The 25,857-nt window shown below is 57.9% G+C and carries 18 protein-coding genes; 10 read left to right on the plus strand and 8 right to left on the minus strand.

Annotation, left to right across the window (positions count from 1 at the left end; translation table 11 throughout):
• Window positions 1-2 precede the first annotated feature (2 nt).
• The 3 genes from FHS21_RS20160 to rutR form a co-directional block, all read right to left on the minus strand.
• Window positions 3-689 (minus strand): response regulator, encoded by a 687-nt coding sequence (locus FHS21_RS20160; RefSeq protein ID WP_112529670.1) that lies wholly within the window; start codon window positions 687-689, stop codon window positions 3-5.
• Window positions 686-3,367 carry an ATP-binding protein gene (locus FHS21_RS20165; RefSeq protein ID WP_183663787.1) on the minus strand — a complete coding sequence of 894 codons (2,682 nt, stop codon included), beginning with the start codon at window positions 3,365-3,367 and terminating at the stop codon, window positions 686-688. Before FHS21_RS20165 ends, FHS21_RS20160 begins: the two co-directional genes overlap by 4 nt.
• Before the next feature lie 104 nt (window positions 3,368-3,471).
• On the minus strand, window positions 3,472-4,125 hold the full coding sequence (gene rutR, locus FHS21_RS20170; RefSeq protein ID WP_112529674.1) for an HTH-type transcriptional regulator RutR: 654 nt from the start codon (window positions 4,123-4,125) through the stop codon (window positions 3,472-3,474).
• Between the two features lie 204 nt (window positions 4,126-4,329).
• Between rutR and aptA the strand changes: the two genes are divergently transcribed.
• Genes aptA through FHS21_RS20210 form a run of 8 tightly spaced genes read left to right on the plus strand, consistent with a single transcriptional unit; the run spans window position 4,330 to window position 12,733 of the window.
• A complete protein-coding gene (gene aptA, locus FHS21_RS20175; protein WP_183663789.1) occupies window positions 4,330-5,655 on the plus strand; it encodes an omega-aminotransferase AptA in 1,326 nt (441 codons plus the stop codon).
• A gap of 11 nt (window positions 5,656-5,666) precedes the next feature.
• Complete coding sequence (locus FHS21_RS20180) at window positions 5,667-6,914, plus strand: Zn-dependent hydrolase (protein ID WP_112529679.1); 1,248 nt, start codon at window positions 5,667-5,669, stop codon at window positions 6,912-6,914.
• Window positions 6,915-6,974: 60 nt separating this feature from the next.
• On the plus strand, window positions 6,975-8,429 hold the full coding sequence (gene hydA, locus FHS21_RS20185) for a dihydropyrimidinase (RefSeq protein WP_183663791.1): 1,455 nt from the start codon (window positions 6,975-6,977) through the stop codon (window positions 8,427-8,429).
• Window positions 8,430-8,469: 40 nt separating this feature from the next.
• Window positions 8,470-9,270, plus strand: a complete 801-nt coding sequence (locus tag FHS21_RS20190; RefSeq protein WP_246411118.1) for an ABC transporter ATP-binding protein — start codon at window positions 8,470-8,472, stop codon at window positions 9,268-9,270.
• Window positions 9,271-9,286: 16 nt separating this feature from the next.
• Window positions 9,287-9,748, plus strand: a complete 462-nt coding sequence (locus FHS21_RS20195; RefSeq protein ID WP_112529683.1) for a GNAT family N-acetyltransferase — start codon at window positions 9,287-9,289, stop codon at window positions 9,746-9,748.
• Window positions 9,745-10,620 carry an ABC transporter permease gene (locus FHS21_RS20200; RefSeq protein ID WP_183663793.1) on the plus strand — a complete coding sequence of 292 codons (876 nt, stop codon included), beginning with the start codon at window positions 9,745-9,747 and terminating at the stop codon, window positions 10,618-10,620. The genes FHS21_RS20195 and FHS21_RS20200 overlap by 4 nt, the downstream gene beginning before the upstream one ends.
• Window positions 10,617-11,717 carry an ABC transporter permease gene (locus tag FHS21_RS20205; RefSeq protein WP_112529688.1) on the plus strand — a complete coding sequence of 367 codons (1,101 nt, stop codon included), beginning with the start codon at window positions 10,617-10,619 and terminating at the stop codon, window positions 11,715-11,717. Before FHS21_RS20200 ends, FHS21_RS20205 begins: the two co-directional genes overlap by 4 nt.
• 26 nt (window positions 11,718-11,743) lie before the next feature.
• Complete coding sequence (locus FHS21_RS20210) at window positions 11,744-12,733, plus strand: ABC transporter substrate-binding protein (protein WP_112529690.1); 990 nt, start codon at window positions 11,744-11,746, stop codon at window positions 12,731-12,733.
• Between the two features lie 203 nt (window positions 12,734-12,936).
• Here the strand turns inward: FHS21_RS20210 and ilvD are convergent, their stop codons facing one another.
• On the minus strand, window positions 12,937-14,790 hold the full coding sequence (gene ilvD / locus FHS21_RS20215) for a dihydroxy-acid dehydratase (RefSeq protein ID WP_112529693.1): 1,854 nt from the start codon (window positions 14,788-14,790) through the stop codon (window positions 12,937-12,939).
• Window positions 14,791-14,950: 160 nt separating this feature from the next.
• Window positions 14,951-15,187, minus strand: a complete 237-nt coding sequence (locus FHS21_RS20220) for an Lrp/AsnC ligand binding domain-containing protein (protein WP_112529695.1) — start codon at window positions 15,185-15,187, stop codon at window positions 14,951-14,953.
• 602 nt (window positions 15,188-15,789) lie between these two features.
• Between FHS21_RS20220 and FHS21_RS20225 the strand changes: the two genes are divergently transcribed.
• Both FHS21_RS20225 and FHS21_RS20230 read left to right on the plus strand, forming a co-directional pair.
• A complete protein-coding gene (locus FHS21_RS20225) occupies window positions 15,790-17,727 on the plus strand; it encodes an autotransporter assembly complex protein TamA (protein ID WP_112529698.1) in 1,938 nt (645 codons plus the stop codon).
• Window positions 17,724-22,346, plus strand: coding sequence for a translocation/assembly module TamB domain-containing protein (locus tag FHS21_RS20230; protein WP_183663795.1), 4,623 nt, complete (start codon window positions 17,724-17,726; stop codon window positions 22,344-22,346). The genes FHS21_RS20225 and FHS21_RS20230 overlap by 4 nt, the downstream gene beginning before the upstream one ends.
• A gap of 64 nt (window positions 22,347-22,410) precedes the next feature.
• On the opposite strand, the gene FHS21_RS20235 is transcribed toward FHS21_RS20230, so the two are convergent.
• Genes FHS21_RS20235 through FHS21_RS20245 form a run of 3 tightly spaced genes read right to left on the minus strand, consistent with a single transcriptional unit; the run spans window position 22,411 to window position 25,853 of the window.
• A complete protein-coding gene (locus FHS21_RS20235) occupies window positions 22,411-23,250 on the minus strand; it encodes a fumarylacetoacetate hydrolase family protein (protein WP_112529703.1) in 840 nt (279 codons plus the stop codon).
• Between the two features lie 27 nt (window positions 23,251-23,277).
• Window positions 23,278-24,033: an SDR family NAD(P)-dependent oxidoreductase gene (locus tag FHS21_RS20240; RefSeq protein WP_112529706.1), complete on the minus strand. Its 756-nt coding sequence runs from the start codon at window positions 24,031-24,033 to the stop codon at window positions 23,278-23,280.
• 17 nt (window positions 24,034-24,050) lie between these two features.
• Window positions 24,051-25,853: an IlvD/Edd family dehydratase gene (locus tag FHS21_RS20245; protein ID WP_112529708.1), complete on the minus strand. Its 1,803-nt coding sequence runs from the start codon at window positions 25,851-25,853 to the stop codon at window positions 24,051-24,053.
• Between the last annotated feature and the right edge of the window lie 4 nt (window positions 25,854-25,857).

Consider the following 25,857-nt stretch of genomic DNA (forward strand, 5'->3'; position numbering starts at 1 on the left):
TTTCACTCCGCGATGAACCGATAGCCCACACCGGCTTCGGTGCGGATGAATTGCGGGTTGTTGGCATCGTCTTCGATCTTGGCACGCAACTGGCCAACGAAGACGCGCAGATATTGCAGATCGTGCACATGCGCAGCGCCCCAGACCGAGGCGAGGAGTTGACGGTGCGTGACCACCATGCCCGCATGTAATACCAGATGCACGAGCAATTGGTATTCTTTGCGCGTCAGGTGCACTTCCTCACCGTTACGGCTGACAATCCGCTTGACCATGTCAACGACAAGTCCATTGGCTTCGAAACGTGAGGGAACGCTCGTGCCGGCCGCCTGTTGCCGCAGCGCCGTGCGTATACGCGCCAGCAGCTCGCCGATGCCGAACGGCTTCTCGACATAATCATTGGCACCGAGATCGAGGGACGCGATCTTTTCGGCCTCGCGGTCACGGGCCGACAGAACGATGATCGGCACTTCGGAAAACGCACGTACCGTCTCGATCACTTCCTTGCCGTCCTTGTCAGGGAGGCCAAGGTCGAGGATGATCAGGTCCGGTGCACTGGTCGCAGCCAGCCGCTCGGCCTCGGCGCCGGTAGAAGCCAGGATCACCTCGTAGCCCGATGCAGTGAGGGCAGGGTTTAGAAACCGCTGGATCTGCGGTTCGTCATCGACGACCAGAATACGATGCTGGTTCATGGCATCGCCTCGTCGTCAGAATTGGCGACAGGGAGCCGGATAATGAACCGCGTTCCGCGCTTGCGAATGGCGGGGCTTTCTGCCTTGATCGTACCGCCCATGGACTCAATAAAACCGCGAGAGATGGAAAGGCCCAGCCCTGTCCCCGGCGCACGGCCGTCACCTTTGACGCGCCGGTAGAACTTGTCGAAAATCTTATCGAGATCCTTGGGTGGGATACCCCTTCCCTGATCAGTGATGCTGATGGCAACTTCCGGACCATCCTGCTTTGCATAGACGGCAATTGGACCATCCCCGGCATATTTCGTCGCATTGTCCAAAAGGTTGAACAGGGTCTGGCCGAGCAGAGAAGCATCGCCGTTCACCATGGGCAAATCCGGGGCGATGCTCGTGTCGATGGCAATACCGGGTTTGAGCTTTTTGGTGCGCTCAATGGAAGACAAGATAATTTCAGCCGCATCGACGGGAAGATTGTTGGCTTTGAGGGTGCCGGCCTCAATCCGCGTCATATCGAACAGGTTGGCTACGAAGCGGTTCAATCGCCCGGCTTCTTCCTCGATGGAAAGCAAGAGGTCGTCACGCGTATCGGCTTTGATGCGGCTGCCCAACTGCCGCAGCGTGGTAACCGCGCCGGTAATCGAGGCAAGCGGTGTTTTCAGATCATGTGAAAGAGATGAGAACAGTGCCGTGTGCAGTTTATCGCTCTCCTGCAATGCGGCTGTTTTAGCATTTTCGCGTACGAGCTGCGCGCGATCGATGGCGATGGCAGTCTGATCGAGAATCGCGGTGAGCATGCGGTCGTCGTTCTCGCCCAGAGCCGCACGATTCTGCGTGGACAGGCCCAGTACTCCAGCCACGCCATTCGAAGTAAGAATGGGCAAAAACTGCCACCCGATCTGCGGCAGCGTCGCCGTGTCGGAACCCGCGCGTTCGTTCTTCTCGTAAGCCCAGCGTACCGCCGTCATATCCGTGCCATCCAATGTCAGGTCCGGCGGCCATGCCGTCTGCAACGAAAGCTCGCCATCATAAGGCATCAGGATGACAATACCGGTTCCAAAGGTCGAATGTAGATGCGTGGCGGTGGAGATCAGAACATCATCGAGCCGTGCCGTGCCGGAGAGCTTACGCGAAAATTCATAGAGAGCCTGTGTATTCTTCGCCTGGTTGCGCGATCGGGCGACCTGGTCGCGCAGGCGACCGGCAAGATCCCCGATCATCAAGGCAACGCCGAGAAAGATGATCAGCGAGAACAGTTGGTGCGGTTTTGCAATGCTCAGATCATGCAACGGTTCAAGGAAGAAGAAGTTGTAGAAAACGAAGGCGAGGCCAGCTGCGATCACCGCCGAAAGCCGTCCGCATATCATTGCCGAAAGGATAACGGCGACAAGAAAAAGCATCGACAGATTTTGAGCGTGAACGATGTCGCTGGCGGCGAGACCGAGCAGTGTGGTCACACCGGTGGCTGCAACGGGAAGCGCGATTGCCTTGGCAAGTTCGAGCCGGGTACGCTTGCGCATTGACGGCGGCACGTACGGGGTGCCCTGTTCCTCGCCAGTGACGATATGCACGCCAATATCGGTGAAACGCTTAATGATCTCGTCGGGCAGCGAACGCCGGAAAGGATTGGCGAACCGCGCTGACTTCGGGCGACCCACAACGATCTGCGTGACGTTTTCGCGCCGGGCGATGCGGAAAATTTCTTCGACAAAATCCTGCGCGATAACTCGCCGCGTTTCCGCACCGAGCCGTTCCGCCAAATCCAGAAGTTTGTCGAGGCGTTTGCTGGTTTCGCCACCAGCGTCGTTGGTCTGGGTCAGCGAGACCACCAGCCAACGGGCGTTCAATCCCGATGCGAGGCGGCTGGCCGTCCGAACGACCTTTTCGGAGAGGCTGTCGGGACCAACGCAGACGAGCAGCCGTTCGCCTGTCGCCCACGGCCCTTCGATAGCGTTCTGCCGCAACAGATCAATCATCTGGTCGTCGACGCGATCCGCTGTGCGCCTGAGCGCCAGTTCGCGGAGCGCCGTCAGATTGGCGGGTTTGAAGAAACCCACTGCCGCGCGCTCGGCATTGCCGGGCAGATAGACCTTGCCCTCCTTCAAGCGTGCGATGAGCTCTGCCGGCGGCAGGTCGACAAGCAAGACATCGTCGGCTCGCTTCAGGACAATATCCGGCACGATCTCCCGAACAGTCACGCCGGTAATGCTGGTGACGACATCTGACAGGCTTTCCAGATGCTGGACATTCATTGCCGTCCAGACATCGATGCCCTGCCACAGCAGTTCCTCGATATCCTGATAACGTTTCGGATGGCGGCTGCCGGGAACATTGGTGTGAGGGAGCTCGTCCACGATGATAATTTTAGGCTTGCGGGCAATCGCCGCGTCGATATCGAACTCCTCCAGTACCTTGCCGCGATAGTTGACCTGCTTGCGCGGAATACCTTCAAGTCCATCGAGCAGTTCTGCCGTCTCGACCCGGCCATGGGTCTCGGCAAGGCCGATAACGATGTCCGCGCCGTCCTCCTTCAGACGGCGCGCTCTAAGCAGCATCGCATATGTCTTGCCCACACCGGGGGCAGCGCCCAGAAATACAGTCAGTTTGCCGCGCGTTTCGCGAGCAGCAAGTTGCAGCAATTTATCCGGATCCGGTCGATTTTTTTGACCTTGATCGGCCATATGCGCCTCAAATTATTCGTTCAGTGCGTGGATCACGTGAACGTTTAGCCCAGCTTGACTGCAAATGCCAAGGGCGCCTTCATAACGGATCTGTGCTCGCCGCGCTAATCTCGAGGCCTGATTCCGTTTAGAATAATGCTCAGTACCGCTTGTGCGGTTTGCTCCTTAAAGCCTGGGCGCCCGACCTGGCTGCCCATGATCGCGCGAACTTGCACGTCGAAATCGGCATAGTGCTGTGTCGTTGCCCATATCATGAAGATGAGGTGATATGGATCCACTGGCGCGAGTTTGCCTTCACCGACCCAGCGACGGATCACGCCCGCTTTCTCATCGACCAATGGCTTCAGATACTTGGTGAGAAAATCGCTGATGGCGGGCGCTCCATGCAGGATCTCGTTGGCGAACAACCGCGACGCTTCCGGATGGGTCTCGGACATGTTGATCTTTAGAGTAATGTATTTGCGCAATTGCTCGATCGGATCGCCCTCCGCATCGATCTCGGCAAGCGGCGCCAGCCACTCCGTCAATGTCTCTTCGAGCAGCGTCACATAGATGTTCTGCTTGCGCGGGAAATAATAGAGCAGGTTCGGCTTCGACATGCCTGCTCGCTCGGCGATCTGGTCGATCGTTGTGCCGCGGAAGCCATACGTCGAGAAGACGTCGAGTGCCGCGTCGAGGATGAGTCGGCGGTTGATTTCCTGAATCCGCGTCGTCTTTTCCGGCGCTTCTTTCAGTTTCTTCCTCGCCGCCCTCGCCATTCCTAGCGTCCCTCTCTCATTTGCCCAGACGGGCCTTTTCGTCGCATCCTGGAACTGCTCTAAAGACTTATAAAGCGCTTGACCGTCTTCCTATGCTCTTCTAGCCTGCATTTTGACCAAGTAGTCAAGTTTTTGATTGTGCTGCAGTTCAATCATTCGGGAACACAAAACAAGCGGTAACATCCGCTCTTCGGAGGCTTCACAATGTCTAAAGCGGCATACGGGACCAATAACCTTGAGGCGTTCTGGATGCCATTTACGGCAAACCGCCAGTTCAAGGAAAATCCTCGTCTTCTGGTCAGCGCCAAGGACATGCACTATAAATCTCATGACGGCCGCGAGGTACTCGACGGGACCGCTGGGCTGTGGTGCTGCAATGCCGGTCATGGCCGGCCAAAGATAGTCGAGGCAGTGCAGAAGCAGGTTGCCGAGCTTGACTATGCGCCGGCCTTTCAGATGGGCCATCCCAAAGCTTTTGAGCTTGCCGCCCGCCTCGCTGCGATGCTGCCGTCGCCGCTGGACCATGTGTTCTTCACCAATTCCGGCTCGGAGTCGGTCGATACGGCGCTGAAGATTGCGCTGGCATACCATCGCGCCAAGGGAAATGGCACCAAGGTCAAGCTGATCGGCCGCGAGCGCGGCTATCACGGCGTCGGCTTCGGCGGTATTTCGGTCGGCGGCATTTCCGGCAACCGCAAAGCGTTTGGCAATGCGCTGGGCGGTATCGATCATATCCGCCACACGCACGATCTTGCACGCAATGCCTATACCCGAAGCGAACCGGAATATGGCGCCGAGTTTGCCGATGACCTGGAAAAGGTGATCGCACTGCACGATGCCTCCAACATTGCGGCGGTTATCGTTGAGCCGGTCGCCGGATCGACTGGTGTCCTCATCCCGCCGAAGGGCTATTTGAAGCGCCTGCGCGAGATCTGCACCAAGCACGATATTCTGTTGATTTTCGATGAGGTCATCACCGGATTTGGCCGTCTCGGTACGCCGTTTGCGGTCGATTATTTTGGGGTCGTTCCAGACCTTGTCACCACGGCAAAAGGCATCACCAGCGGCGTCATCCCGATGGGCGCGGTATTCGCATCGAAGCAGATTTACGAAACCTTCATGACCGGCGCGGAAAACATGATCGAGCTTTTCCACGGCTATACCTATTCCGGCCATCCCGTCGCCTGTGCGGCGGCGCTGGCAACGCTCGACACTTATGAAGAAGAAGGCCTTCTGACCCGCGCCTCCGAGATTTCAAGTTACTGGGAGGATGCGCTGCATGCACTGAAGGGCCTGCCGCATGTCATCGACATCCGAAACCTCGGACTGATCGGCGCTATTGAGCTTGAGCCGATCGAAGGTGCACCAACCAAGCGGGCTTTCCAGGCGTTCCTCAAGGCTTATGAAAAGGGCGTGCTGATCCGCACCACTGGCGATATCATCGCGCTTTCCCCGCCGCTGATCATCAGCAAGGGGCAGATCGAGCACCTCTTCGACACGCTGGCCGACGTTTTGAAAAATCTCGATTGAGGACTCTGAGCATGGCGCTGACAGGAAATCTCCGTATCAACGGCGACCGTCTCTGGGACAGCCTGATGGAGATGGCCAAGATCGGGCCGGGCTTGCGCGGTGGCAACAACCGCCAGACCTTGACGGATGAAGACGGCGAAGGCCGCCGCCTGTTCCAGTCCTGGTGCGAGAAGGCAGGCCTTTCCATGGGCGTCGACACCATGGGTAGCATGTTCTTTACTCGCGAAGGGACCGATCCCGATGCGCTGCCGGTCTATGTCGGCAGTCACCTTGATACCCAGCCGACGGGCGGAAAGTATGACGGCGTGCTTGGCGTGCTCGGCGGACTCGAACTGATCCGCACGCTCAACGATCTCAATATCAAGACCAAGCATCCGATAGTCGTGGTAAACTGGACCAATGAGGAGGGCACGCGCTTTGCTCCGGCCATGCTGGCTTCGGGTGTCTTCGCCGGCATTCACGATCAGGAGTGGGCGTACAATCGCGAAGACGCCAAGGGCAAGAAGTTCGGTGACGAGCTCGAGCGCATCGGCTGGAAGGGCGATGAAAAGGTCGGCGCGCGCAAGATGCACGCGCTCTTCGAACTGCATATCGAGCAAGGCCCGATCCTCGAAGCCGAGGGCAAGGATATTGGCGTGGTCACCCACGGGCAGGGACTGTGGTGGCTGCAGATCACACTGACTGGCAAGGAAAGCCACACAGGCTCGACGCCGATGCCGATGCGCAAGAATGCCGGGCTTGGTATGGCCCGTATCACCGAACTCGTCCACGCTGTAGCTATGGCGCACCAGCCGAGTGCTGTCGGCGCAATCGGCCATGTCGATGTCTATCCAAACTCGCGCAATGTCATTCCCGGCAGGGTCGTATTTACGGTTGATATACGCTCTCCTGACCTTTCGACGCTGACGGCCATGAAGACGGAAATTGAGGATAAGGCGCCGAAAATCGCCAAGGAGCTCGGTCTGGAGATCCTGATCGAAGAGGCCGGTCATTTCGATCCGGTGACCTTCGATGAAGGCTGCGTGACCGCCGTGCGCAATGCGGCGGAGCGGCTTGGTTACAGCCATCGCAATATTGTCTCAGGCGCGGGGCACGACGCCTGTTGGATCAACCGCGTTGCTCCGACGTCGATGGTGATGTGTCCATGTGTCGACGGCCTCAGCCACAACGAGGACGAAGATATTTCAAAGGAATGGGCTGCTGCCGGCACCGATGTCCTGTTGCATGCGGTTCTGAAGAAGGCGGAGATCCAAGCCTGACCGATAGCCCAAACAGACAGCGACATGTTCGGCAAAAAAACCAAAAAGGGGAACGGACACATGGCTACGAAAGTGATCAAGGGCGGTACAATCATCGCTGCCGACCGCACCTACAAAGCGGATGTGCTGATCGACGGTGAGGTTATCGCTGCTATTGGAGCGGACCTTTTCGGCGATGAGATTATCGATGCCACCGGCTGCTACCTGATGCCGGGCGGTATCGATCCGCATACCCATCTCGAAATGCCCTTCATGGGAACGCATTCCACCGACGATTTCGATACAGGCACTGCAGCGGCGCTGGCGGGCGGAACGACGATGGTTGTCGATTTCGTCCTTCCGGGGGCAGATGGTCTGCTGGTCGCCTTGCAAGACTGGTTCCAGAAAGCGGGCAAGGCGCGCACTGACTATTCTTTCCACATGGCCATCACCAGCTGGAACAAGCAGGTTTTCGACGAGATGCCGAAAGTGGTCGAGCGCGGCATCAACACCTTCAAGCACTTCATGGCCTACAAGGGTGCGCTGATGGTGGACGATGACGAGATGTTCGCCTCGTTCCTACGCTGTGGCGAGATCGGTGCCATGCCGCTCGTCCATGCCGAGAATGGCGACGTGGTTGCCCACCTGCAGCAGAAGCTGCTCGCAGAAGGCAACAACGGACCAGAGGCGCACGCCTATTCACGCCCGCCGGAGGTCGAAGGCGAGGCCGCCAACCGTGCGATTATGATCGCTGATCAAGCGGGAGTGCCGCTCTACATCGTGCATGTGTCCTGCGAACAATCGCATGAAGCCATTCGCCGTGCGAGAGCCAAGGGGATGCGCGTCTACGGCGAGCCTCTAATTCAGCATCTCGTTCTGGACGAGAACGAGTACAAACACGAAGACTGGGATTATGCCGCGCGTCGCGTCATGTCGCCGCCGTTCCGGGACAAGATCAATCAGAACGGTCTGTGGGCTGGCCTGGCTTCCGGCAGCCTGCAGGTGGTTGCCACGGACCACTGCGCTTTCACGACCGAGCAGAAGCGCTTCGGTGTCGGCGATTTCACCAAGATTCCCAACGGAACGGGCGGGCTCGAAGACCGCATGCCGGTGCTGTGGACCAAAGGCGTGCTTACGGGGCGGCTGACGCCGAACGAGTTTGTTGCTGCAACATCGACGAATATTGCGCAGATACTCAACATCTATCCCCGAAAGGGCGCGATCCTCCCGGGCTCCGATGCGGACATTGTCATATGGGATCCCAAAGCAAAAAAGGTCATCTCGGCAAAGACGCAAAAATCAGCCATCGATTATAATGTCTTCGAAGGCATTGAAGTTACCGGCCTCCCGCGCATGACACTCTCGCGCGGAAACATCGCCTACAAGGACGGCGAAGTATTGGCGCCGACTGGCAGCGGACGTTTCGTTGAACGAGAAGCCAACCCATCTCAAAACCGCGCACTTTCCACTTGGAAGGAATTGACGGCTCCGCGTAAAGTGGAGCGCGATCCGAAAAACATTCCGGCAGGTGTATAGACGCATGTCCGTTGTCACGCTCCGACCCAAGGCGAAGCCAATGCCACAAGCGGCCAAAAACGTGATCGACGTCAAAGATCTTTCACTGGTTTTCGAAACCAATGATGGGCCGGTCAACGCCTTGTCCGATATCAACCTCTCTGTTGATGGCGGTGAATTCGTTTCATTCATCGGCCCCTCCGGTTGCGGCAAGACCACGCTGCTGCGGGTGATCGCCGATCTGGAGCAGCCTACCTCCGGCTCGATCTCCGTCAACGGCATGACGCCGTCCGAAGCACGGCAAAAACGTGCCTATGGCTATGTGTTCCAGGCGGCCGCGCTTTATCCGTGGCGGACGATCGCCGGCAATATTTCCTTGCCGCTTGAGGTGATGGGCATTCCCAAGGCGGAGCGGAAGGATCGTATCGCCAGAAATCTCGAACTGGTCAATCTTTCAGGCTTTGAGAAGAAGTTTCCATGGCAATTATCCGGCGGCATGCAGCAGCGTGCCTCAATCGCCCGCGCGCTCTCCTTTGATCCCCACCTTCTTCTGATGGATGAGCCCTTTGGTGCGCTCGATGAGATCGTCCGCGATCATCTCAACGAGGAGTTGTTGAAGCTTTGGGCGAAGACGCAGAAGACCGTGGTCTTCGTGACCCACTCCATCCCCGAAGCTGTATTCCTGTCCACGAAGATCGTTGTAATGAGCCCGCGTCCAGGACGCATTCACGAGGTCATCGACTGCAATCTCGGTTCGGAACGTACGCTCGACATTCGTGAATCGCCAGAGTTCCTCGAAATTGCCCATCGCGTTCGCGAAGGTCTGCGCCACGGCCATTCCTACGACCAGGCACATCTATGACGCTACAGCGAGGCACATGATGATCATTCGTGCCGCCAAACTGCGCGACATGTTCGAATGCGCGGAAATCGTCAACGCGTGGATCGATGCGACGAAATGGATGCCGCGCGTTCACCCGAAGGAAGATGTCGCGGAGTTTTATCGCGATACTGTCTTCTCGAGGTTCCAGGTCTTTGTGGCCGAGAATGACAATCACGTTGCTGGAATGGTTGCGCTGGCCCCGGACAACACCGTCAGTGCGCTCTATGTACGCGCAAGCGAACGTCGTACAGGCGTCGGTAAAGCGCTCCTCGATCATGCGAAGAAAGAGGCTGGCGGTCCGGTTGAACTATGGGCATTCGTCGCAAACCGCGATGCTCAGGCCTTCTATGAGCGCGAGGGGTTCAAGGAAATACGCCGCACCGAGGGCGATAACGAGGAGAATCTCCCCGACATCCTCTATCGTTGGCAGCCGGTCGGCTCGGAGACGACGACATGAACTTCGTCCGCAACAGCGTTATACCTGTGGGAACCGTCCTGATCGGCATTCTCGCACTGTGGTACGTATTCACTGTCATTCTCAATGCACCTTTCGAACGCGATCAGGCTGCGCGGGCGAATACGACGATTTCGACAAGCCAGCTCATTGCGAACACCATGGCGCAGGAACGTCCGGTCCTGCCGGCGCCGCATCAGGTGGCGGCGGAAATCCGCAAGACTGTCTTCGACATCAGCCCCACATCCAAGCGCAGCCTCGTCTACCATGGCTGGGTGACGCTTTCATCGACGCTGCTTGGCTTTGGCCTAGGAACGCTTCTCGGGATTCTTCTCGCGATCGCCATCGTCCATTCGCGCACGCTCGATAAAAGCCTGATGCCGTGGATCATCACGTCACAAACTGTGCCGATCCTCGCCATCGCGCCGATGATCATCGTCGTGCTCAACGCTGTAAATATTACCGGACTGCTGCCCAAGGCGATGATTTCGACCTACCTGTCGTTCTTTCCTGTCGCCGTAGGCATGGTGAAAGGCCTGCGGTCGCCCGAGATCATGTATCTCGACCTGATGCGCACCTATAACGCGTCAAAAGCACAGGTGTTCTGGAAACTGCGCTGGCCGGCCTCCATGCCTTATCTCTTCACGTCGATGAAGATCGCTGTTGCCATCAGCCTCGTCGGCGCCATCGTCGGAGAATTGCCGACTGGCGCAGTGGCCGGCATCGGCGCGCGGCTGCTTGCCGGTTCCTACTACGGCCAGACTGTCCAGATCTGGGCGGCGCTGATTGTAGCGGCGCTGATGGCGGCGGTTCTCGTCAGCCTGATTGGTTTGATCGCTACATTCGTCAACCGGCGCATGGGAGCGCGGGCATGAAGCGTTCGCCGCTCGCAATTGTCGCTTTCCTGCTCGCAGCGGCGTCATTGGTGCTGCCGACAGGCGCCGACGCGCCGGGTCTTTTCTTCTTTGCAACGCCTGCCTTGCTGTTCGCAGCATCCGCCCTGGCGCTTTTTGCTTCCGCTTCGAACAGTTCTTTGATCGCCCTGCTGGTGCTGGTCCACTTGGCGGCAATCTTCCTGATCGGCTTGCTTGGCTCCTTTGCGATGGCGGCTCCCGAGATCGGCTATTGGTGTATGGTGGTCGCTGCATGGTTGCTTGCCTGGCTCGCCGTGCAAAGATTGGCTGGATTGCGGCTCAAATCCGTAGCTCTGCAACGAATGGTCAACCTCGCGCTGCCGGTTCTGTTCGGCGCATGGTTGCTGATTCTCTGGGAGATCGTCGTTCGCGGCTTCGGCGTACCGGCAATCCTGCTGCCGCCGCCTTCCATGATTGCAGCGCGGATTGCCGGATCGGTGCCAACCCTCTGGGCAGACTTCCAGCAAACCTTCCTGAAGGCTGCGATCGCCGGCTATGTGATTGGCTGCGGATCGGGCTTTCTCGCGGCTATCGTCGTTGACCGCGTTCCTTTCCTGCGCAAGGGCCTGTTGCCGGTCGGCAATCTCGTTGCGGCACTTCCCGTCGTTGGCATCGCACCGATCATGGTCATGTGGTTTGGCTCTTACTGGGAATCGAAAGCGGCAGTGGTCGTCATCATGACGTTCTTCCCGATGCTGGTGAACACCGTCGCCGGTCTTGCCGCGTCCGGCGCCATGGAGCGCGATCTCATGCGCACCTATGGTTCGAGCTACACGCAGACCTTGTTCAAGCTGCGCCTGCCTGCAGCCATGCCGTTCATCTTCAATGCCTTGAAGATCAATTCGACGCTGGCACTGATCGGCGCAATTGTCGCGGAATTCTTCGGCTCGCCGATTGTCGGCATGGGCTTTCGTATCTCGGCTGAGGTCGGGCGTATGAATGTCGATATGGTATGGGCAGAAATATTTGTTGCAGCACTTGCGGGGTCGCTATCCTATGGGCTGATCACACTCATCGAAAGAGCCGTCACCTTCTGGCATCCTTCCTATCGAACCTAAAAACAAGAACAGAGGAGAACTAAAGCATGAAAAATAAAATCGTATTTTCGCTGGGGTTGGTCGCCATGACTTTGATGGCCGGTTCGGCGCTTGCCGCGGATAAGCTCGTACTTCAGCTGAAATGGGTCACGCAGGGCCAGTTTGCCGGTTACTACGTGGCAAAAGACAAAGGCTTCTACGAGGAAGCCGGGCTGGATGTGGAAATCAAGCCAGGCGGGCCGGACGTTGCTCCACCGCAGGTGATTGCAGGCGGTGGCGCCGATGTTGTGGTCGACTGGATGCCTTCGGCGTTGGCGACACGCGAAAAGGGCTTGCCGCTCGTCAACATCGCGCAGCCGTTCAAACGTTCGGGCATGATGCTGACCTGCCGCAAGGAGACCGGCATCACCAAGCCGGAAGACTTCAAAGGCAAGACGCTCGGCGTGTGGTTCGGTGGCAATGAATATCCGTTTCTGTCGTGGATGAACCACCTAGGCCTCAAGACCGATGGCGGACCAGACGGCGTGACAGTTCTGAAGCAGGGCTTCAATGTCGATCCGCTGATCCAGAAGCAGGCCGATTGCATTTCGACCATGACCTATAACGAGTATTGGCAGGTGATCGACGCCGGGATACCTGCCGATCAGCTTGTGACGTTCAAGTACGAGGACGAGAAGGTGGCGACGCTGGAGGATGGTCTCTACGTCCTGCAGAAGAGCCTGGACGATCCGAAAATGGTTGAAAAGCTTGCGAAGTTCGTCAAGGCTTCGATGAAAGGCTGGGACTATGCGCGCGCCAATCCGGATGAAGCCGCGACCATCGTGCTCGATAATGACGCCAGTGGCGCCCAGACCGAAAAGCACCAGAAACGCATGGTCGCCGAGATCAACAAGCTGACGGAAGGTTCCGACGGAGTGCTAGATGTTGCGGCCGCCGAGCGCACCGTCGAGACATTGCTCGGCGGTGGTTCTGATCCGGTCATCACCAAAAAGCCCGAAGGTGCCTGGACGACGAAAATCACGGACGCCGCGAAGTAAGGTATCGCGATATCTCCCCCCTTGTGGGGGAGAAAGAATTTTCTTGGATTTAGCCTTGCTGCTAAATCCTTAGAAAATCCAAGAGAGGGGGTAGTACGATGATTGCAAATCCCCTCTCTGGCGATTTCTAGCACTTAGCAAGGGCTAAATGCTGAAATCGCTTTCTCTCCCACAAGGGGAGAGATAATCAGCACTTTACATACTTACTCCCAATGATCCGGGATCTGTCGGACAGCGCCACGTGCAGCACTTGTTGCCATGGCGCCATATGCCCGCAGCGCAGTGGTGATCTTGCGCTTGCGCTTTTCTTCCGGCTTCCAGGCGGCAGTGCCCTTGGCTTCCATATGAGCACGGCGGTCGGCGATGGCAGCATCATCGACAGCAAGGTGAATCTTGCGGTTGGGGATGTCGATATCGATGATATCGCCCTCATGAACAAGCGCGATCAACCCGCCTTCCGCCGCTTCCGGCGAGACGTGACCGATGGAAAGGCCTGACGATCCACCGGAGAAACGTCCGTCCGTGACAAGAGCACAGGCCTTGCCCAGGCCTTTGGATTTCAGATAACTGGTCGGATAGAGCATTTCCTGCATGCCCGGTCCGCCGCGGGGACCTTCGTAACGGATCAGCACGATATCGCCGGGCTTGACGCCGCCATTCAGAATACCGAGGACTGCACTGTCCTGGCTTTCGAAAATGCGGGCGGGACCGGAGAATTTCAGGATCGACTCGTCCACGCCTGCTGTTTTGACGATACAGCCATCCTCGGCGAGATTGCCATAGAGCACCGCGAGCCCGCCATCCTTTGAATAAGCGTGTTCCGCGTTACGGATGACACCCTTTTCACGGTCGAGATCGACATCGGCGAAGCGGCGCTCCTGGCTGAAGGCGACCTGCGTCGGCACACCGCCCGGCGCCGCCGTGAAGAAATCATGCACGGATTTGTTCTTGCTGCGAACGACATCCCAGCGGTCGAGCGCCGCACCGAGATTGGCCGCATGCACCGAGTAAACCGATGTGTCGAGCAGGCCGGCGCGGTCGAGTTCACCCAGAATGCCCATGACACCGCCGGCGTGATGGACGTCTTCCATGTGAACATTGGCAACCGCGGGGGCCACCTTGCAGAGAACCGGAACGCGGCGCGACAGGCGGTCGATATCCGCCATGGTGAAATCGATCTCGCCTTCGTGCGCGGCCGCAAGCAGATGCAGCACCGTATTCGTTGACCCGCCCATGGCGATATCCAGCGTCATGGCGTTTTCGAATGCGGCAAACGATGCGATGGAGCGCGGCAGTGCAGTCTCGTCGTCCTGTTCATAGTAGCGGCGCGCTAGGTCCACGACGAGGTGACCGGCCTCGACGAAGAGACGGCGTCGATCCGCGTGGGTTGCGAGCGTCGAGCCATTGCCCGGCAATGAAAGGCCAAGCGCCTCCGTCAGGCAGTTCATCGAGTTTGCCGTGAACATGCCGGAGCAGGAGCCGCAGGTCGGGCAGGCTGAGCGCTCGATTGCCTTGACCTCCTCATCGGAGATGCGGTCATCTGCGGCAGCAACCATGGCATCGACCAGATCGAGCTTCTTTTCCTTGTCGTCCCAGATAACCTTGCCGGCTTCCATCGGTCCACCGGAAACGAACACGACCGGAATGTTCAGCCGCAGCGCTGCCATCAGCATTCCGGGAGTGATCTTGTCGCAATTGGAGATGCAGACCATCGCGTCGGCGCAGTGGGCATTGACCATATACTCGACGCTATCAGCTATGATCTCGCGGCTGGGGAGCGAATAGAGCATGCCGTCATGACCCATGGCGATACCATCATCGACAGCGATCGTATTGAATTCCTTGGCAACGCCGCCCGCACTTTCGATTTCGCGCGCGACAAGCTGGCCGAGATCCTTCAGGTGAACATGGCCGGGCACGAACTGTGTGAATGAGTTGACCACCGCAATAATCGGCTTGCCGAAATCTTCGTCCTTCATGCCGGTTGCACGCCAGAGCCCGCGAGCCCCTGCCATATTGCGGCCATGAGTGGTTGTACGTGAACGATAGGGCGGCATCTGCGTAATTCCTGATGATAAATTGCTGAGGAAGTATCTTTATAGAAAAACCACTTCCATGGCAAAAGAATGGAGGTTTGTTGCCCAGCAGGGCAGTTTTATTTCCAATGATTACATAGGGAAGGTCATTGGCGAATAAAACGGGGCGTAATGTCTCGGTTCAGAACGCTGTAAAGGTCATCGTCGTCAACGATCGGGCGATACCGGCGATATCGAGCACATTGTCGTTGATGAACTTGCCGATATCCTGATCCTCGGGAATATAGATTTTCATCAGCAGGTCGTAGTCGCCGCTGGTCGAATAAAGCTCCGAGACGATTTCGCGTTCGAAAAGCGCAGCAGCCACCTCATAGGTTTTGCCAGGAAAGCATTGCAGCTGCAGGAAGACGGGTTTCATAAAATTTCACTCCGGAGGTCAAGTCTGATCTCCATAGCCTAATTTGCTTGCGCGCGCAGCGCAATTGCGCGTGAGGCAAACCCACGTCTCTGGATAGCTGTCATTACAGAGGCCTAACAAAAAGTGATTGCCGTGTCTGCCTTATAGAGGGCTCTTTTGTGGCCGTACTGCCACAAGCCAAGCCCTGCAGAACCTTGCGCTGGCTATTGCGGGTTGGCCTGCCTATCCCCCCATGTTATCGTTTTCTTAAGCTCGGGAGGCGAATTTTATCGATCGCAGGTAAGGTTTCTCCGTATCCGCGGCGTATGTGTGTGTTTGAGTTGGGGGTTTTACTGGTTGATGGACTTTAGAGCGGTTTACAGCCAGATTGAATCGTTCTGCCGGAGGAAATTCTGGACAAGGTCGAGGGATTCGGCAAGGCCGATGCCTTTCCATCGGACGACGCCGAAGCCCGACGGATTTGTCCAGAATTCACCCGGCCCTTCGGGTTTCCGGCTGGCGGACACCCGCTTTGTCAGGCAGCGTCGTCCGATGGAAACACATCGGACTTGCCACCTTCCGCGTGGATTGTCTCGCCATCCGAGAAACAGAACTGATCCAATATGGCTGTAAACCGCTCTAAGCGCCCACAGGCCAGTTTGTTCGGTGCAGCCCTTTTGGCTTGTACGGCGCTCGTTTCGCCCGCCCATGCATTCGATCTTTTCGGAATTCATCTTTGGGGTGAAAAGAAGGATGCCGATGCTGATGCGGTGATCGCTGACCCGCACAAATACACCGTCGAGATTGCTTCAAACGAAGACAAGGACACCAAAAAGCTCGTAGAAGGGGCGTCCAGCCTCATCGCGGACGAGGACAAGCCTGCTTCGGGGGCGGCTGGATTGCTGGCCAAGGCGCGGGGTGATTATCGCCGGATTCTCGGTGCGCTGTATGCAGAAGGCCGCTACGGCGGCACGATCAGCATCAAGGTCGATGGACGGGAAGCCAGCGATATTCCACCTGACGCTGATCTGGCCAACCCGGCACCCGTGGTGATCTCCGTCGATCCCGGACCGCAGTTCCTGTTTGCTACTGCCCGTGTCGAGAACATGGCCCCGCCCACACTCGACCGGAAGGACATGGTTGACCGGCCGGAAAAGCAGGGTTTTGCGCCCGGCGATATCGCGAGGTCAACGGCGATCGTCAAGGCGGAACGGCTTGCCGTCGATGCGTGGCGCGAGCAGGGCCACCCGAAAGCGAAGATCGTATCGCGCAACGTGCTTGCGGATCACGACAACAACAAGGTCGACGCAACGATCGACGTCGATCCCGACCGTCGCGCGGCCTTTGGTCCCGTTAGGGTGACTGGCACCGAGCGCATGGATCCCGAGTTCGTCGCCTTCATCACTGGTCTGCAGCCGGGCGTCGAGTACGACCCAGACGAAATCGAGCGGGCAAAGAAGCGCCTGTCGCGCCTCGAAGTGTTCCGTTCGGCCCGCATCGAAGAAGCTGATACGATTACTGATAACGGTTTGTTGCCGATCACGGTCGCCGTTCAGGAACAGAAGCTGCGGCGCTTCGGCCTCGGCGGATCATATTCGACTCTGGACGGTGCGGGTCTGGATGCCTATTGGCTTCACCGCAACCTGTTCGGACGTGCCGAACGCCTGCGGTTCGATGCCAAGATCGGTGGCATTGGCGCACAATCCTATAGTCCCGAGGATTATAATTACACACTTGGCGTGACCTTCACCAAACCCGGCGTCTATACACCCGATACGGATTTCTTTTCCTCCCTGATTGGCAGGCGGGAAGTTCTGGATGCCTATACCCAGACTTCGATCACAGCCGAAGCAGGTTTCACGCAGATTTTCTCGGATGAACTGACCGGAAAGATAAGTGCAATTGTCTCCAAGTCCCGCTTCGACGATGACTTTTTCGGCAAACGGGATTTCTTGACTGCCGGTCTCCTCGGTGGTCTTACCTATGACAGCCGGGACAGCAAGGTCGATCCGTCACGGGGCTATTTCCTTGAGGGACTGATTTCGCCATTCTATGAATTCGAGTACGGCAATTTCGCCACCAAGTTCACTGCCGAAGGCCGCACCTATTACAGTTTCGATGCCGACAATCGTTTTATCCTCGCTGGCCGCCTGAAGCTCGGCTCCATCGTTGGCGCCGAGGTTTCTGAATTGCCGCCGGACCAGCTGTTCTTTGCCGGTGGTGGCGGCTCGATCCGTGGCTACGCCTATCGCAACGTCGGTGTCAACGTGACCCGCGATGGCGAGACATTTGTCATTGGCGGCCGCTCGTTGGTCGAAAGCTCGGTCGAAGCGCGCATCCGCATGACAGATACGATCGGCGTCGTTGGCTTTGTCGATGCAGGTTATGTTGGCGAAGAGTCGTTTCCAGATTTCGCCGATCAGATGCGGCTCGGCGTCGGTGCTGGTCTGCGCTATAATACTGGCCTGGGTCCGATACGGCTCGATTTCGCGGTGCCGCTCGATCGAACGAACGACGATCCCGATTTTGCTTTCTACGTTGGCATAGGACAGGCGTTTTGACCCGGATTATCGCAGCTCTCTTTCTCCTGCTCTTTATGAGCCCAATCCTTGCGCCAGATGCGCAGGCTCAGGACTCTGCAAGCGCCGAAGCTGAGAAATCCTTCTTCCTGAGCTTCGTACAGAATCAGCTGTCCACACCGAACCGGCAGATCGTCATTTCCGGTATTCAGGGTGTTCTCTCCTCCGAAGCCAGCATAGGCAGCATCACGGTTGCCGACCGCGAAGGCGTCTGGCTGAGGGTCACCAATGCCAGGATAGTCTGGAGCCGGCTTGCATTGCTGCGCGGCCGCCTGGATATCAATACGCTCGCCGCCGATCGTATCGATATCCTGCGCAAGCCGTTGCCGGACGAGAGCCTGCCTTCTCCGGAGGCGAAGGGTTTCAGTCTGCCGGAACTGCCGCTGGCGGTGATTCTGCAACAGCTGAATATTGGGCGCATCGCTTTTGGCGATGGTGTTTTTGGTCTCAAGTCCGAAATTTCCCTTGCTGGCAATCTGACGCTCGAAAGCGGGTCGCTGGATTCGAACTTGCAGGTACAACGCCTTGATGGACCGGGTGGCGAATTCCGGATCAAGGCTGCTTATGCCAATCAAAGTCAGCAGCTCGATCTCGACTTGACCTTGAACGAGCCGCAAAACGGTATCGTTGCCAACCTCCTCAACATCGAAGGCAAACCGCCGGTTGCTCTTGCATTGAAAGGCTCCGGACCGCTCAGCGATCTCCTGTTGCAACTGACGCTCGATGCGGCAGGCAAGCGGGTGCTCACCGGCGATACGAAACTCGACCGTCAGAGTGACGGGCTCGGTTTCAAGACCAATCTCAACGGTGAAATCGCCGCGCTGATCCCGCCGATTTTTCGGGATTTCTTCGGCAATGAAACGACACTGATCGTCAACGGTGTGATGCGCGACGCCGGCGGTGTGGGGCTGGACCGCTTGAACATCAAGAGCAATGCTCTGGTGCTTGACGCGAACGGCGAAACGACGAATGACGGCTTCCTGAAGCGCTTGAAGGTCGATGCGACAATCGCCGACCCGACCGGCAAGAAGGTAATCCTGCCCGTCAAGGGCGGCCAGACGACGGTCGATAAGGCAGTGCTGGCGGTAGGTTTTGGAACCAGTACCAACAATGACTGGTCGAGCACTGTCGAAGTGACCAACTTCACCACGGATAGCTTCGCCTCGAAGTCCATCAATCTCGTCGCTAAAGGTCTCGCGGAGAACATCGACAATCCCACGGCGCGCTCGCTGACCTATAATGTGAATGGCGAAGTCGCCGGTATCACGGCCACGCGCGCGGACATCGCCGAAGCCTTGGGGGAACTGATCCAGCTCAAGATCAATGGCGACTGGAAAGCCGGAACGCCCGTCAATCTGAAGCAGGCATTGATTGCAGCAAACGGGTTCAGCACGGCTCTGGCCGGGACCATCGACAAGTTTGCCTACAGGGGCGACATTTTCGTCAAGGCTTCGAGCCTCGCGCCGTTTTCGGCGCTGGCGGGGCGTGATCTCGCCGGGGCGATCGACCTCAAGGCCAATGGCCTTGTCGAAGCGCTTACCGGGGGCTTCGACCTTATGCTCGATGGCCATGCTACCGGCATGAAGCTTGGTATAGACGCGGCAGACAAGGTGCTGGCGGGTGAAACGCGGATCACTGGCGGGGTGGCGCGAGGCGAAGCCGGGGTGAGCGCGAAGAACTTCCGGGTCGAAAATCCGCAAACGCTGGTAACGGCCAACGGAACTTTCGCGACGGGTGCCGCGAACTTCGATTTCGGCCTCGACCTCACCGATCTCGCGCTTCTTTCCGAGAAGGCAGGCGGAGCTTTGAAGGTCAAAGGCAGCGCGCGCGGCCAGGACAATATCATCGCCCTCGCTTTCAATGCCGGGGTTCCCGAAGGAACACTTTCCGGCCGCAAGCTGACGCAGGGCGATCTCACATTCAACGGCACGCTTTACAAGGACATCGTCGATGGCAAGGTCTCGGGACTTGCCTTCCTCGACGGAATCCGCGCTGACCTTGCGACGGAAATCGCGCTGCGTCAGGACGAAAAGCGGCTGACCAATATCTCGTTCATCGCAGGCGGCACACGGCTTCGTGGTGATGTTACGCAGTCGAAACAGGGCCTCTACAACGGCAATCTGACGCTTGCCTCGAGCGATGTCTCGACGGCTGCAGCGCTCTTCCTGGTAGAGGCGACTGGCAAGGCCGATGCCACCATTGCCCTCTCGCATGACGACGAGAAACAGAACGTCGACATCAAGGGTCAGATCGACAATCTCAAGGCCAACGACATCGTTGTCGGCAAGGCAGCGATCGCATTGGCGGCGCAGGACATTTTCAAGGTTCCCTCCGCGAATGGCAGCGTGACTGCATCGGATGTTTCGGCCTCGGGCATCGTCGTCAACAACCTTGACGCTCAGGCAACGCAGGATGGCAAAACCACCAATTTCAAACTGAACGCCGGATTGAACAATGGCGCAAGGACGTCACTTCAAGGTGCGTTGCAACCAACGGACAGGGGCTATCTGCTGTCGCTGGCCAATGCCGAACTTACCCGAGGCGCGCTTGCTGCGCGGCTGGTCCAGCCCGCCGCCATCAACGTCGCGGGCAGCAATGTGTCCTTCGGCAATATCGTGCTCGATGTCGGGCAGGGCAGGGTTACAGTCGGCGGCGAAGTTGCGGAAACGCTCAATCTTGCCGTTGCAATCCAGAGATTGCCGCTCGATATCGCCAACACCATCAAGCCTGACCTTGGACTTGGCGGCGAGATAAATGGCACAGCGAAAGTCGGGGGTACAAGGCAAAGGCCCGACGTGAATTTCGATATGCAGGCCCGCGGGGTCACTGCGGCAGCGCTGAAAAAAGCCGGGCTCGACGCGCTTAACCTGGATGCCAAGGGAACGTCGACCACCGATCAGCTCAATGTCGATGCACATCTGACCGGGGCGGGCGGGCTGGATGCTTCGGCAAAAGGCTCGGTGCCGCTGGCGCAGGGACAACTCGGCGTCGATTTCGATCTGAAGAGCTTCCCACTGACGGCGCTGAATGGCGTCGTTAAAAACCAGAATCTTGCAGGCGTTATTTCCGGCAGGGGCCGGGTCACCGGTACGTTGCAAAGACCCAATGCCGAGTTCGACCTGAAAGGCGCGGGGCTTTCCGCCAGACCGTTACAGGAGGCGGGGTTGAGCCCGTTGCAGCTTGCGGCAGCCGGCCGTTTTGCCAACAATACACTGACGCTTTCCTCGGCCAAAGTCGATGGCCCGCAAGGGTTCACGGTTTCGGCCAGCGGCAATGTTCCGGTGTCCGGGTCAGGCCTCGGCATCAACGTCACGGGCAATATTCCCTTGTCGTTGGCCAACCGCTTCCTTGCGGATCGAGGCACGCAGGCCAGAGGAAACATCGACCTGACGGCATCCGTATCTGGCAGCTTCGCTCAGCCGCAGATCAGAGGCATGTTCTCCGCCAATGGAGCCGAGGTCATCGATCCAGAAGCAAATCTCCGCCTGCAGCGCATCACCCTGCTCGGCAGCATGGAGGGAACCACCGTCACCATCCGTACGTTCAACGCTAGCTTGTCCACCGGGGGCACCATCAGCGCAACCGGGACGATTTCGACCGATGCGGCCGCCAACTTTCCGGCCAACATCGATATCAAACTGGACAAGGCGCGCTATGTGGATGGCACTCTGGTTGCGGCAACCGTGACCGGTGCACTTGCGGTCAAGGGTCCTCTCACTCGCGATCCTGTCATCTCCGGCAATATCAATATCGACCGGGCGGAAATTACCGTGCCCGAAAGCTTTGGCGGCTCTTCTGCCGTTATCGATGTCAAGCACAAGGATCCGTCAAAGGCGGTTGAGCAGACGTTGAAACGCGCCAAGGCCGACCAGCCGCAGGTGGCAACGCCAATCGCGCGTCCAAGCGTGGTACGCCTTGATATAAACGTCACGGCGCCCAACAAGATTTTCATTCGGGGCCGTGGCCTCGATGCGGAAATCGGCGGTTCCGTGCGGATCACCGGTCCGGCGACGAACGTCCAGCCGGTCGGTGCATTCGATCTTATTCGCGGAAGGCTGGGCATACTTGGCCAGCGCATCACCTTCACCGAAGGTCAGGTTACACTTGTCGGCGATCTCGATCCGGACATCAATTTTGTCGCCAGTACGCAAGGCTCCGACATCACTGTGAACGTCATGGTGAGAGGCCGCGTTTCGGACTTGGAAATCACCTTCTCGTCGCAACCGGAATTGCCGCAGGACGAGGTCATGGCCCGGTTGATCTTCAATCGCTCGATCAGCGAATTGTCCGCATTCCAGGTCGCACGGCTCGCTGCGGCAGCGGCCGAGCTTGCCGGTGGTTCGAATTCATCATTGCTGGACAGTCTGCGCAAGAACACCGGGCTCGATGACCTCGATGTCGTTACTGACAGCAAAGGCAACGCCGGCGTGCGCGCCGGCCGCTATATTCGCGACAATGTTTATCTGGGCGTCGAGGCCGGCGCGGCGGGTTCCACCAAGGGCACCATCAATCTCGATATTACGCCGAACCTGAAAGCCAAGGGCGCTGTGGGAGCCAATGGCGATTCCGGCGCTGGGCTGTTCTTCGAAAAGGATTATTGAGGAAGACTCCGATTATCTCTCCCGCAAGGGGAGAGATAATCGGCCTGATCTGTCAGGGCTAACCTTATCCCTGCACCACGTCCTGGCGCTGCTCGCCAAGTCCCTCGATGCCGAGCGTAATGACATCGCCTTCCTTGAGGAACACATTGGGCTTCTGCCCGAGGCCGACGCCGGGAGGCGTACCTGTCGAGATGATATCGCCGGGATGCAGGCTCATGAATTGCGACAGGTATGACACGAGATACTTGACGCCATAGACCATCGTTGCCGATGTACCGTTCTGGTAGCGATAGCCATTGACATCGAGCCACATTTTCAGGTTCTGCGGATCTTCAATCTCGTCCTTTGTCACCAGCCATGGGCCGGTCGGGCCGAACGTGTCAGCGCTTTTGCCCTTGGTCCATTGGCCCTGGCGCTCGGCCTGGAAAGCACGCTCCGATACGTCATTGATCAGGCAATAGCCGGCAACATGGTCCATCGCTTCATCTTCGCCGACATACTTTGCGTGCTTGCCGATGACTACGCCGAGTTCGACTTCCCAATCAGTCTTGAGCGAGCCGCGCGGGATTTCAACGTTGTCGTTAGGACCAACAATCGCCGAAGTCGCCTTCATGAAGATGATAGGCTCCGGTGGCACCGTTGCCCCCGTTTCAGCAGCATGGTCGGAATAATTGAGGCCGATGCAGATAAATTTTCCGGTGCCGGCGACGCAGGGGCCATAGCGGTCTACGTTGACGACGGGCAGGCTTGCCGGATCGATAGCCGCAAGCTTCTTCAGGCCGTCGGGAGAAATTGCATCGCCTGCGATGTCTTTGACGTGGGCGGAGAGATCACGCACCTTGCCATCCTTGTCGACAAGACCGGGCTTTTCCTGACCAACAGGGCCATAGCGCAAGAGTTTCATGGGATAACCTTTTCTTGATTAGAGAGACTAATAGGTGGCACGGCCACCGGAAATATCGAAGACGGCACCGGTCGTGAACGAGCATTCCTCGCTGGCGATCCATGTGATCAACGATGCCAGCTCTTCGACCTTGCCGAAGCGCTGCATGGGAATTTTCGAGAGCATATAGTCGATGAATTCGGGCTTTAGCTGCTGAAGGATGGGGGTATCCACCGTGGCAGGGGTAATTGCATTGACGGTGATGCCATCGCCGACAACCTCCTTGCCAAGCGATTTTGTAAGGCCGATGACCGCCGCTTTCGATGCGCTATAGGCCGAGGCGTTGGGGTTACCTTCCTTGCCTGCGATCGAAGCGACATTGACGATCCGGCCGTAACCGTTCTTCTGCATGATAGGCACGACAAAGCGATTGCAGAAGAAAAGCCCATGGATGTTGATGTCGAAGACACGCTTCCACTGATCGATTGGATAATCGGCAACTTTGGCGTTCGGGCCGGTGATGCCGGCGGAGCAAACCAGAATGTCGATCTTGCCGTGTTTCTCGGCTGTTTCCTTTGCAGCCTTCTCCACTTGATCCGGATCCGAGACGTCAAGCGTTACACCGTGCGTTGACGACGATCCAAGTGCGTCACGCGCCTCATCGATCTTGGCAGCATCGACATCCCAGAGAGAAACGGTGCCACCTTCCGACACAATTCGCTCAGCGGTTTTGAAGCCGATGCCGGAAGCGCCACCGGTAATGACCGCGTGCCGCCCCTCATAGCGCCTGATCGAATTCGCCATGTTTCCTGCTCTCCAGGTCAGTGATTATCGCGGGGCAGACCCTTGGTCTGGGCGACGCGCTGATACTTCACGGCTGGCTTCAGCACCATGCCCTCATCGAGCTGGCCGACCATGCTGCGCTGGATTTCCTGCCACGGTGTCTGGCTTGCCGGATATTTGTAACCGCCCGCCGCGATCAGATCGTCCTTCCGCTTCTGCAACTCCTCGTCGTCGATCAGAATGTTGGCCGTGCCCTTGTTGAGATCGATGCGCAGATGATCGCCTGAGCGCACGAGCGCCAAGCCGCCATTCACTGCCGCTTCTGGTGAAGCGTTGAGGATGGACGGCGAGCCGGACGTTCCGGACTGACGCCCGTCACCGAGGCAGGGCAGTGCATGGATCCCCTTCTTCAGAAGGTAAGCCGGAGGTTGCATGTTCACGACCTCTGCCGCACCCGGGTAGCCTATCGGCCCGGTGCCACGCATGATCAGAATGCTGTTCTCGTTAAGAGCAAGCTTTGGATCATCAATGCGGTGGTGATAGTCCTCTGGCCCGTCGAATACTTCGGCAATGCCTTCGAACGCTTCCGGATCGTCCGGGTTGGATAGATAGCGCTCGCGGAACTCTTCGGAGATCACGCTGGTCTTCATGATGGCGCTATCGAATAGATTGCCTTTCAGGTTGATAAAACCGGCCTTCTTCTTCAGCGGCGCGTCGTAGGTCTTGATGACGTCCGTGTTGAGATTTTCGGCATTTTCGCAATTTGTGCCGATGCTCTGGCCATTGACGGTCAGTGCGCCTGGATGTGGCAGCTTGCGGGCTTTCATCAACTCCGCGACGACGGCGGGAACGCCGCCGGCACGATGGTAGTCTTCGCCGAGATATTCGCCTGCCGGCTGCAGGTTGACCAGCAGCGGCACATCATGTCCGATAGCCTGCCAGTCGTCGTTGTCGAGGGGAATGTCGAGGTGGCGGGCGATGGCGTTCAGATGGATTGGTGCATTTGTCGAGCCGCCAATCGCGGAATTGATAACGATGGCGTTTTCGAATGCCGCGCGGGTCATGATATCCGAGGGCTTCAGATCTTCCCACACCATATCGACGATGCGCTTGCCGGTATCATAGGCAATCTGTCCGCGCTCACGATAAGGCGCCGGTATCGCCGCACCGCCGGGCAGTTCCATGCCGAGGGCTTCGGCGAGTGAATTCATCGTGGTCGCGGTGCCCATCGTGTTGCAATAGCCGACCGACGGAGCCGACGATGCAACGATGTCCATGAACTGGTCATAGTTGATTTCGCCGGATGTGAGCTTCTCGCGCGACTTCCAGACGATGGTCCCGGAGCCCGTACGTTCGCCGCGATGCCAGCCGTTGAGCATTGGTCCGACGGAAAGCGCGATAGCAGGGATATTGACGGTCGCCGCGCCCATCAGCATGGCCGGGGTGGTCTTGTCGCAGCCGATAGTCAGAACGACACCGTCCAGCGGATAGCCGAACAGGACTTCAACGAGGCCAAGATAGGCAAGGTTGCGGTCGAGTGCGGCGCCTGGGCGCTTGCCGGTTTCCTGGATCGGATGGACCGGAAACTCAAAAGGAATTCCGCCAGCCGCAATGATGCCATCACGCACGCGCTTGGCCAGCTCGATGTGATGGCGATTGCACGGCGACAGGTCGGAGCCGGTCTGCGCGATGCCGATGATGGGTTTGCCCGATTGCAGCTCGGCGCGGGTCAGGCCGTAGTTCAGGTAGCGCTCCAGATAGAGCGCTGTCATCCCCGGATTGTCAGGATTGTCAAACCACTCCTGCGAGCGAAGTTTTTTCGGGGTGTGGGAAGTCGTCATTGCA

This window comes from Phyllobacterium trifolii (genome assembly GCF_014192095.1).
GTDB classification, from domain to species: Bacteria; Pseudomonadota; Alphaproteobacteria; order Rhizobiales; family Rhizobiaceae; genus Phyllobacterium; species Phyllobacterium trifolii.

Excerpts from the sequence above, each read along its gene's own strand:
- FHS21_RS20165 (WP_183663787.1), bottom strand. The coding sequence starts at position 3,367 with ATGGCCGATCAAGGTCAAAAAAATCGACCGGATCCGGATAAATTGCTG.
- FHS21_RS20210 (WP_112529690.1), top strand. The coding sequence starts at position 11,744 with ATGAAAAATAAAATCGTATTTTCGCTGGGGTTGGTCGCCATGACTTTG.
- FHS21_RS20160 (WP_112529670.1), bottom strand. The coding sequence starts at position 689 with ATGAACCAGCATCGTATTCTGGTCGTCGATGACGAACCGCAGATCCAG.
- FHS21_RS20235 (WP_112529703.1), bottom strand. The coding sequence starts at position 23,250 with ATGAAACTCTTGCGCTATGGCCCTGTTGGTCAGGAAAAGCCCGGTCTT.
- FHS21_RS20200 (WP_183663793.1), top strand. The coding sequence starts at position 9,745 with ATGAACTTCGTCCGCAACAGCGTTATACCTGTGGGAACCGTCCTGATC.
- FHS21_RS20220 (WP_112529695.1), bottom strand. The coding sequence starts at position 15,187 with ATGAAACCCGTCTTCCTGCAGCTGCAATGCTTTCCTGGCAAAACCTAT.
- FHS21_RS20195 (WP_112529683.1), top strand. The coding sequence starts at position 9,287 with ATGATGATCATTCGTGCCGCCAAACTGCGCGACATGTTCGAATGCGCG.
- hydA (WP_183663791.1), top strand. The coding sequence starts at position 6,975 with ATGGCTACGAAAGTGATCAAGGGCGGTACAATCATCGCTGCCGACCGC.
- FHS21_RS20225 (WP_112529698.1), top strand. The coding sequence starts at position 15,790 with ATGGCTGTAAACCGCTCTAAGCGCCCACAGGCCAGTTTGTTCGGTGCA.
- FHS21_RS20205 (WP_112529688.1), top strand. The coding sequence starts at position 10,617 with ATGAAGCGTTCGCCGCTCGCAATTGTCGCTTTCCTGCTCGCAGCGGCG.
- FHS21_RS20180 (WP_112529679.1), top strand. The coding sequence starts at position 5,667 with ATGGCGCTGACAGGAAATCTCCGTATCAACGGCGACCGTCTCTGGGAC.
- FHS21_RS20240 (WP_112529706.1), bottom strand. The coding sequence starts at position 24,033 with ATGGCGAATTCGATCAGGCGCTATGAGGGGCGGCACGCGGTCATTACC.
- rutR (WP_112529674.1), bottom strand. The coding sequence starts at position 4,125 with ATGGCGAGGGCGGCGAGGAAGAAACTGAAAGAAGCGCCGGAAAAGACG.
- FHS21_RS20190 (WP_246411118.1), top strand. The coding sequence starts at position 8,470 with ATGCCACAAGCGGCCAAAAACGTGATCGACGTCAAAGATCTTTCACTG.
- aptA (WP_183663789.1), top strand. The coding sequence starts at position 4,330 with ATGTCTAAAGCGGCATACGGGACCAATAACCTTGAGGCGTTCTGGATG.
- FHS21_RS20245 (WP_112529708.1), bottom strand. The coding sequence starts at position 25,853 with ATGACGACTTCCCACACCCCGAAAAAACTTCGCTCGCAGGAGTGGTTT.
- ilvD (WP_112529693.1), bottom strand. The coding sequence starts at position 14,790 with ATGCCGCCCTATCGTTCACGTACAACCACTCATGGCCGCAATATGGCA.